The following is a 5,689-nucleotide window of genomic DNA, read 5'->3' as shown; positions in this document are numbered from 1 at the left end:
TACTTACATTCCCGCAAAGCACAGTACTTCCAACTATAGAATGAGACCCGTTAGAGAAACTCAGAACTTCTTCGGGCCAAGGGTCTGAAATTGTTCGCAAAAGTTCGCTTTATTGCTGCGCTCCATTGCTTAGTGTTGTTTAATGAATAAAATGTAAATACATTCAAAGTTAGGCTTCTCTAAATCCCGTTCTCTCGGGAACCCCCGCAACGCGCTGGCTCACCATTTCTCAATGTCTTTAAAGTTAGTAAAGCCATAATCAGTCCAACCTAATTCTTGCTTCCACTGTCTAAATCCGTATTCTACAAGGCTTTTTCTGGGCAGATGCTCTGTTTAGAAACAAGCCGCCCATGTTATTAATCCATAAAGATTACCCAAAGTTTTCTTAACTTGCCCTTGAATGTTTGTCATTATAAATGTTGTAGAATTCTCTGGCATCGTTTCTGGGTCAGTAGTGACTTCCCAGTATGTTACCGTTCTTTTCTGACCATAAATAACTTCTCTAATGTACCTAGTCTCTGATTTTTGATTACTAAATGTTCTTTTATCTCTGCACCACTTATTGGCTCTAACCGTTTGGTTTGAAAGCATCCAGATTGTATGATTACTTCTGATTGCCACAACATAAAGTAGTTGATATTTATCTAGTATTCTAATAAGTTGACTACTTTCGCCATACAAACTATCGGCTAATACTAATTCTATTCTGAAACCAAAATTAATTAATTTCGCAATTATTTCTGTTGCTAATTCTATTTTAGTTTTATATTTATTTTATCCTTTTAACCTTTCTCTCGGCTTAAAAACTTTAAAACTTAATTGAAAAGTTATGTTCGAGTATATTCCGTAAGCATTGACTGAAACTATGCCATTATTTATTTTCCTACACTCCCTAAATACTACCTAGATACATAATCAGTTTTCCCCCCTTTCTTCCTATCTCCCGTTTCATCAATTACTACTGTAATCGCATTCCCCTGTAAGACTTTCTTTATTTTATTTAATCTTTTCTCCTGTAATTCATCGACCGACCACGGTGAATTAGAAATAAAATGATGCAATGACTGTGCAGAAATTATTCCAGCAGTTTTAGCTATTTCCGGCAATGATTTTCTTTTTATTGATGAGATTATTCCTAAATGTAAATATTTGAAACATTCATAACTTCTTACTTCTTTAAATAGGCCTTTATACTCTGCACAATATTCGTCTATCACTGGACCTGTTGAATGTGCATCTCTCGCTAAATGTTTCAGTATTTGTAGCTCGTTGTCCATTGCTATACCTCAATTGTAGAGTGTTTAGCTTCTTATCCTCTATTATTTATCCTCGGAAAGTGACAGAAAAGGGATAAATCCGATTGAGCGGTTGTGGGAACATCTCAAGGCAGACCTCAAGTGGGCTTCGTTCAAGACTCTGGCTCAATTGCGAACCAAAGTCGATCAACTGCTTGCTGAGTTAACCCTGGAAACAATTGCTTCTGTCACAGGCTATCCTTTCCTCATAGATGCCCTATCTGCCTTGAATACTATTTAAATTGGTATCAGAAAATTTTTGCAACACAACCTACCTAAGAGTTCCCTCAAATAAGCGGTGATGTCTTTTCTAGCTAACCCGCGCTAGCAGCAGATTTTGCTTTTTCCAAAAGGGTTTTAATTTTTTTTAGCAGGCGGGGTAAGTCGATGGGTTTAGTATCGTAGTCATCACAGCCTGCCGCCAAAGCTGTTTCATGATCGCCCGCCATAGCGTGAGCAGTCAATGCGATGACAGGAATGTTTCGAGTCTGAGGATTTGCCTTGAGTTGTTGAGTCGCTTCCCATCCGTCTATCACGGGTAGGCTCATATCCATCAAGACAAGATCAGGGTTTTCCGAAGCAGCTTTCGACACGCCCTCTACTCCGTCGACTGCAATTACCACTTCGTACCCAGAACGTTGCAGGCGGCGAGACAGCATATCTCGATTCATTTCGTTGTCTTCTACCAACAGCACCTTCGGTTCCAATCTTTGTTTATCATCATCTTGGAATCGCAGGTTTTCGGCTTCTGTCTTCAACCGTTGAAAATAGTCGGGCTGAGTCATCTGATCTACCTGACGGGTACGTTTAGACTGATCAATCTCGATTTGCAAATCCTTTACCTGGTGCTTGAGGGCGGATATTACCAACTTTCGCTGAGTGACATCTTCCACAATTCCTTCGTAGTAGAGCAAACGCCCACTAGAATCCCGAACTTCGCGAACACTCTCAGAAACCCAAATGATGTCACCATCTTGCCGATAAGCCTGACATTCAAATCCCATAACCTCACCTTGTTTCTCAAGCAAGCGTCTGAACTCGTCTCGACTGTTCGGGTCAACATAAATCTGATAATCAATTTGGGTCACTGCCTCCATCATTGCAGCGGAAGAGTCGTATCCATAAATTCGTGCCATCGCTGAGTTGATACCAATGAAGTAGCGGTCGGGAGTGGACTGATAGATGCCTAAAGGTGCGTTTTCAAAGATGCTACGATATTTTTCTTCAGCAAGGCGCAGAGAATCCTCCGCCTGTTTGCGGTCTGTGATATCACAGAGGGCATACAGGACACTCGCTTCGCCGTTGAATGTTAGCGGTTGTAGCGATGCAGTAACCCAAAATGGCGTACCGTCTGCCCGCTGACATTGAAGTTCCCGACACTGGATAGACTCATCTTTGGATAGTGCATCTAGCACGTTCTGACGCTCAGTGGGATCAAAGTAAAAGTCTTGCGTGTGGCGATTTAGCAACTCCTTAATAGGGAGACCAAAAATGGAACCAGCGGTGGCATTGGCATAGAGAATCGCCCCGTCGAATAAGCGGGAGAGCAGCATCGGGATAGGGGTTGCTTCAGCAATTGATCGTTGAGCAAGGGTGAGAGTCTGTTGATCTCGTAGCCGCTTTTTCTCCAGACAGGTAGCGATCTTGGCACGGAGCAACACAGGCTTGAACGGCTTAGGTATATAGTCTTCCGCTCCCATTTCTACGCATCGGATGACACTATCAATCTCATCCAGGGCTGAGAGCACGATTACTGGAATATGACGCCAGTTTTCATGGCGCTTGATCTTTTGAAGCACCTCAAATCCATTCATTCCTGGCATGATAATGTCCAGCAGAATTAAGTCGTAAGACATCCCTTGAAGCATCTCCAGGGCAAGAGGACCGTTAGTGGCAGTTGTCACCGTATAGCCCTGGCGTTCTAGCTGTCGTTCGAGAAGGTCGCAGTTGGTTTCGTTGTCGTCTACCACTAGGAGCGTACCTCCCATAGGAACGCCCGCCCAAGGGCTTTCCTCGCTTAGAGCATGAATTATAGTAGCTGCATTCTGTACCAGAGATGTCGCAGTTAGGCTATCCATCATCATGTGTGGTGTATCTAGCCTGTTAGCATCAATTGCCTGCAACTGCTGCCCAGACAGGTTGACGATATCGTTAACCATGCTCAACAAATGCTGGGCAGCGGTATGAATTCTGTCTAGGTCTGGGATAAATTCGACGGAAGCTTCCTCTAGCAGCATCTCGCAGTAACCGATGATAGTACTCAGGGGTGTGAGCAGTTCTAGGCGAATGGTGGAGCCGAAGGTGTCGATATTCAAGAGCCAGTCGGCGGAGTGGCTCTGTGCCGTCGTCCGCCGAACTGGCGTGTAGAGCTGTTTTACCTGTAGCTGAGCTGGGTCGAGGATGACGTTTGCTAGCGTTAGCAGTTGAGTTCCGCAGGCATAGATTTTTTTGAGATCCCTAAACAGAGTTGAGTCTTGGTGAGATTTTAGTTCATCCAAGAGCATTTCGCTGTAACCGATAATGGCATTCATCGGCGTACAAAGTTCGTGGCGCAAAAGAGTTAGCAGAGCATGCTGACTCCTACTGTCTTGAGGAATGGTGATAGGCTCCTGCCTTTGTGATTTCGTCTCTTTCAGAAGCACCTCGATTTTTTCCAGCAAGCGGGGTAAGTCGATAGGTTTGGTGACGTAGTCATCACAGCCTGCTGCCAAGGCTTTTTTAGAATCGCCTGCCATCGCATCGGCAGTCAACGCAATTACGGGAACGTTTTTGCTCTGGGGATTTGCCTTGATCTGTTGGGTGGCTTCCCATCCGTTCATCTCAGATAAGTCTATATCTATTAGCACTATATCAGGCTTGTCGGAGAGAGTTTTGGATATGCCCTCAGCACCATTGACGGCGAAGAACACCTCGTACCCTCGACGTTGTAGGCGGCGAGACAGCATATCTCGATTAACTTCGTTGTCTTCAACTAAAAGCACTTTAGGCATTGATGGCTCCTATAGGAGGAAGAGAGTAGGAACTCTGGTGGGGATGAGTGCTCACTAAACTGCGGATCTCATCGAGGAGTATCTGATGATTGTAGGAACCTTTTTGGTAAACGCGTTGAATTTGTCCATCTAGCCGCTGACGGTCTTCTTGAGTGAGGTCTTTAGCCGTCAGCACAATCACTGGAATTGTCTGCCACTGAGGATGCTGGCGGAGTTCGCTGAGAAACTCGAACCCATCCATTTCCGGCATCATCAGATCCAGTAGTATTATGCCAGGTTGCTCAACCTGAAGGACGGACAGTGCCCTGCGTCCGTTTTCGGCCTCAATGACTCGCCACCCCGTTTTGGTCAGCTGGCGGCGCATCATCTCTCGGTTTTCGGCGTTATCTTCTACCAACATGACTGAGCTGGGGGATGAGTCTGATCGGTACTTCTGTAACACTGCCGTCAGGCGAGCATAGTCTATAGGTTTGAGAAGATAGTCAGATGCACCCAGGGCATAGCCCAATTTCGTGTCATCCACGATCGTTGCCATCACTATCGGAATATTTGCTAAGTCAGGATCAGCCTTAAAAGCACTTAGTACTGCCCAGCCATTCATACTAGGCATCATGACATCAAGTACGATCGCATCTGGGGTTTGTTCCCTAGCGAGGCGAAGTCCTTCCTGCCCACTAGCAGCGGTGACCACATGAAATCCTTCCCGACTGAGAAAACGCTGCATCAGGTCTTGCACCGCAGGATCGTCATCAATCACTAGGATGGTGCTTACTCCTGGTGTGGTGGGGGCAATAACTCTATGCCGTTCATCCTGTCCAGATGACTCAGGTTGAAGTTCCTGCACCTGCTTTGGCAACTGAATCATGAAGGTGGTGCCTTTACCTGCTTCGCTCTCAACGCTAATATCGCCCCCCATCATTTCACAGAATTTCTGAGTGATCGCCAACCCTAATCCCGTGCCACCGTATTTGCGAGTTGTGGAAGCATCCGCTTGAGTAAACGGCTGGAACAGCCTATTCTGCTGTTCTGGGGTCATACCAATGCCCGTATCAGTGACTACAAATGTAATCCTCCAGGAATCAGGGTCGGGAGTGAGGATATGAGGGGGGGACGCTCCAAAACAGCTCTCCTCCACAGAGAGCGTAATCCTACCATTTTTTGTGAATTTGCTAGCGTTACTCAGGAGGTTGAATAGGCTCTGGCGAATTTTTGTCATGTCGGCATGCATGAAGCCGATTTCTACCGGACAGTTGACTACCAGGGTATTTTTGTTCTTTGCGATCAGAGGTCGAATTGTAGCGATGACATCCTCTACCAAGGGAGCAATCTCAAAGGTCTCTAGGAAGAGTTCCGTCTTGCCTGCTTCGACTTTGGAGAGGTCAAGAATATTGTTGATTAACTCTA

The 5,689-nt window shown here is 45.5% G+C and carries 2 protein-coding genes and 1 pseudogene; all 3 read right to left on the bottom strand.

The window, feature by feature from the left end:
* Positions 1 to 222 precede the first annotated feature (222 nt).
* A pseudogene (locus tag ACEW80_RS03050) lies at positions 223 to 1,277 on the bottom strand (IS701 family transposase); the annotation flags it as partial.
* Positions 1,278 to 1,609: 332 nt separating this feature from the next.
* Positions 1,610 to 4,285 (bottom strand): response regulator, encoded by a 2,676-nt coding sequence (locus ACEW80_RS03045; RefSeq protein WP_373525182.1) that lies wholly within the window; start codon positions 4,283 to 4,285, stop codon positions 1,610 to 1,612.
* Positions 4,278 to 5,689, bottom strand: a 1,412-nt coding sequence (locus tag ACEW80_RS03040; protein ID WP_373525181.1) for a response regulator, incomplete at its 5' end; no start/stop codon positions are given. The genes ACEW80_RS03045 and ACEW80_RS03040, both read right to left, overlap by 8 nt.

The sequence above is a fragment of the Nostoc sp. genome (genome assembly GCF_041747015.1).
Classification (GTDB): Bacteria; Cyanobacteriota; Cyanobacteriia; order Cyanobacteriales; family Nostocaceae; genus Nostoc.
The sequence above is the reverse complement of the archived record's forward strand: the minus strand, read 5'-3'. Positions and strand labels throughout refer to the sequence as shown.

Excerpts from the sequence above, each read along its gene's own strand:
- ACEW80_RS03045 (WP_373525182.1), bottom strand. The coding sequence starts at position 4,285 with ATGCCTAAAGTGCTTTTAGTTGAAGACAACGAAGTTAATCGAGATATG.